This is a genomic window from Caproicibacter sp., assembly GCF_046707225.1.
Classification (GTDB): Bacteria; Bacillota; Clostridia; order Oscillospirales; family Acutalibacteraceae; genus Caproicibacter.
The window spans coordinates 1-2,824 of record NZ_JBJKOP010000050.1; the positions used below are offsets into that span (position 1 = coordinate 1).

A 2,824-nucleotide genomic window follows, 5' to 3' on the forward strand; every position below is an offset into this window, starting at 1 on the left:
TGTGCCGAAGATACTTGGCTGGCAACGGCCCGGAACAATAGGTGATGCCAACATCTTCATATTCCTCAATAGCTCAGCCGGTAGAGCATGCGGCTGTTAACCGCAGGGTCGTTGGTTCGAGTCCAACTTGGGGAGCCAAAAAAGTCGTCCGCATCTTGCGGACGACTTTTTTTCGGTGGTGCGCCCGGCATGGGCGATAACATGGCGGTGAAAGTCCGCTGCGCGCTCGGTTGCAGGAAGCGTTAGCCCGAAGGCAAGGGTGTCCGCCGCGAGGCGGAATCCGAAGGAAGCCGGATGTCAGGGCGAAGAGTTCTGGCGGACAAAGTTTCGGGTCGACTACTCGTTCGCGTTTGCGAGACCTCCCCGGGTAAGAACGATAACTTTTGTTTCATATAGCCGCCTCAGTTACCGTGTGGGATTCGGGTAGTATTGGACTTCGTTTTCTTCGGCAAACTCGTCTGACTTCCCCGCAGTCAGGGCAGAAACGTCCACACGGAAATGCAGAACGTAAAGATCTATATCCGCGGATGGCTAAGGCTATTTCGAAATTGCAAGCATGAAAAGTACAATGGAAGAATGGGACGATTGGCTGCGCCGCCGTTTCCGGATGTATCGGGAAACAGTAAAAGAAACCCAGAACACGCGTAAAGGATCTGATGAAGCTGGGTATGTCGGAGCGGCGGGCCCATCGAAACGGAAACATGCGCAAAGGCTATTGGGCGGTTCTCGGAAGCTGTATTCACACACACAATGACAAACAAAAGACTCGCGCAGGCCGGATACTACCGCATTCTTGACCGATACGAGTCTTTGCACTCATACGATTGAACCGCCGTGTACCGCCGCAGGTTGGGCGGGTCTTTGACAAAAAGATGAGCGGCACACATAAAACAAAGATTGAAATAGTTAGGCAAAATTGATTGATTATGAAACATTTTTTAAATATACTGCATACAGTAATTGTGACAAGTTCATTACGGAGGGCAATCGGTTAAAAAAATGCACAATCCATCGTTAATCCTGAGGGCGTTTTTATATGAGCATACAAATAAATGAATAATGTAAATATAAACTTGCAATTATTACTCGAGTGATATATAATAAGGCATCAAGATTTATCGGTGCTTGAGCAGCGCCTGAGAAATCGAATCACCATTCTTATCTCAGCAGGCGGATATGAAATATCGGCAAAGGCGCCGGACCTATTTAACAGGTCCGGCGCCTTTTTGGGTAAGAACAGGTGCGCATTGGGGTATTGAATCGAATCAAGAACGGAGGGTCATTATGAATTTTGCTGTTATGCAAACGGGGCTACAAAATATTCTTTTATCAGCGGTGAGCGCGGCTTCGCTCCCCGCTGAGCTGCTGACTTCCATTAATACGGTATGGACTCTGATTTCCGCGTTTCTGGTGTTCTTTATGCAAGCCGGATTCGCAATGCTGGAAACGGGTTCAACACGTTCGAAAGGCGCCGCCAACATTATGATGAAGAATCTGATGGACTTTTGCATCGGATCCATCGCATTCTATTTTGTCGGTTACGGCTTGATGTTCGGCCAAAGCGTGGGCGGCCTGTTCGGCGGCTCGAATTTCTTCGGTGCGATTGACCACACGGTATTGGTATGTGGGATACCGGTCGATGCATTTATTCTTTGGGAGACCGTTTTCTGTGCTACGGCCGCCACCATTGTTTCGGGTGCAATGGCGGAACGCACCAAATTTATTGCTTACTGCATTTACAGCGCGGTCATTTCGCTGGTAATTTACCCGGTCGCGGGCCACTGGATCTGGGGCGGCGGCTGGCTTGCACAAATGGGCTTCCAGGATTTTGCCGGTTCCACGGTTGTTCACTCCATCGGCGGTTGGGCCGCTCTGGTCGGCGCCGCGATGCTTGGGCCCCGTATCGGCAAATACTCAAAAGACGGCAAGCCCAACAGTATTCCCGGACACAGCATTACGCTTGCCGCGCTCGGTGTCTTTATCCTCTGGTTTGGTTGGTTTGGATTTAACCCGGGCTCTACTCTGTCCGCGTTGACGCTGGGCGACAATGGAAAGTTCAGCATTGCGACGATCGGAACCATCGCGATGACTACCAATATTGCCGCTGCGGCAGGTGCTTTTGCGGCGATGCTTTATACCTGGTTCAAGCACAAAAAGCCATCCGTCAGCATGGCGCTGAACGGCGCGATCGGCGGACTGGTTGCAATTACCGCGGGCTGCGCCTATGTCAGCATTGAAGGCGCTCTTGTCATCGGTTTGATTGCGGGCGTGCTTGTAGTCGCCTCGATTGAATTCTTTGAAAAGGTTCTGAAAATCGATGACCCGGCGGGAGCGATCAGCTGCCATTGCACCTGCGGCGTTTACGGCACCCTGATGGTCGGCTTGTTCGATACCAGCAAGGGGCTGTTCTACGGCGGCGGACTGGGGCTGTTCGGTGTTCAGCTGTTGGGCGTTCTGGCTGTCGGCGTATGGACTGTGGCAACAAGCTTTGTGCTGTTCAAAGTTCTGAAATCCACGGTTGGTCTGCGGGTCAGCGCGGAAGAAGAGCTTGCCGGACTGGATGTTTCCGAGCATGCGGAGGAAGGCTATCCTGATTTTCAGCAGATCGATACGATCCATATGGCGTGATTCAAAATACAAACTATGTAAGGAGCTGCCCTGAAAATTTCTGATGGGCAGCCTGTCTTACGGCATCGTAAAAGAAGGGGCTGTTGCAAAACGAAAGTTTTGGGGCAGCTCCTTTTTCTGTTGAAAAGTCAGCGATTTCGATATTTTTGTTGAAAATTCTGCGAGATAAACGGTCAAACAGACACGGCAGTGCTAA

2 protein-coding genes and 1 tRNA gene are annotated in these 2,824 nt (G+C 50.8%); 2 read left to right on the top strand and 1 reads right to left on the bottom strand.

The features are described from left to right. The first annotated feature begins 62 nt into the window (after positions 1-62). Both ACLQ3M_RS13935 and ACLQ3M_RS13940 read left to right on the top strand, forming a co-directional pair. Positions 63-138 (top strand) — tRNA-Asn (locus tag ACLQ3M_RS13935). 1,146 nt (positions 139-1,284) lie between these two features. After that, the gene (locus ACLQ3M_RS13940) at positions 1,285-2,628 is read left to right on the top strand and encodes an ammonium transporter (RefSeq protein ID WP_411678298.1); all 1,344 of its coding nucleotides are present in this window, start codon (positions 1,285-1,287) and stop codon (positions 2,626-2,628) included. Between the two features lie 13 nt (positions 2,629-2,641). Here the strand turns inward: ACLQ3M_RS13940 and ACLQ3M_RS13945 are convergent. After that, positions 2,642-2,824: hypothetical protein (locus ACLQ3M_RS13945; protein ID WP_411678299.1), on the bottom strand; the 183-nt coding region annotated here is incomplete at its 5' end.

Coding starts and splice junctions, on each gene's coding strand:
- ACLQ3M_RS13940 (WP_411678298.1), top strand. CDS start 1,285: ATGAATTTTGCTGTTATGCAAACGGGGCTACAAAATATTCTTTTATCA.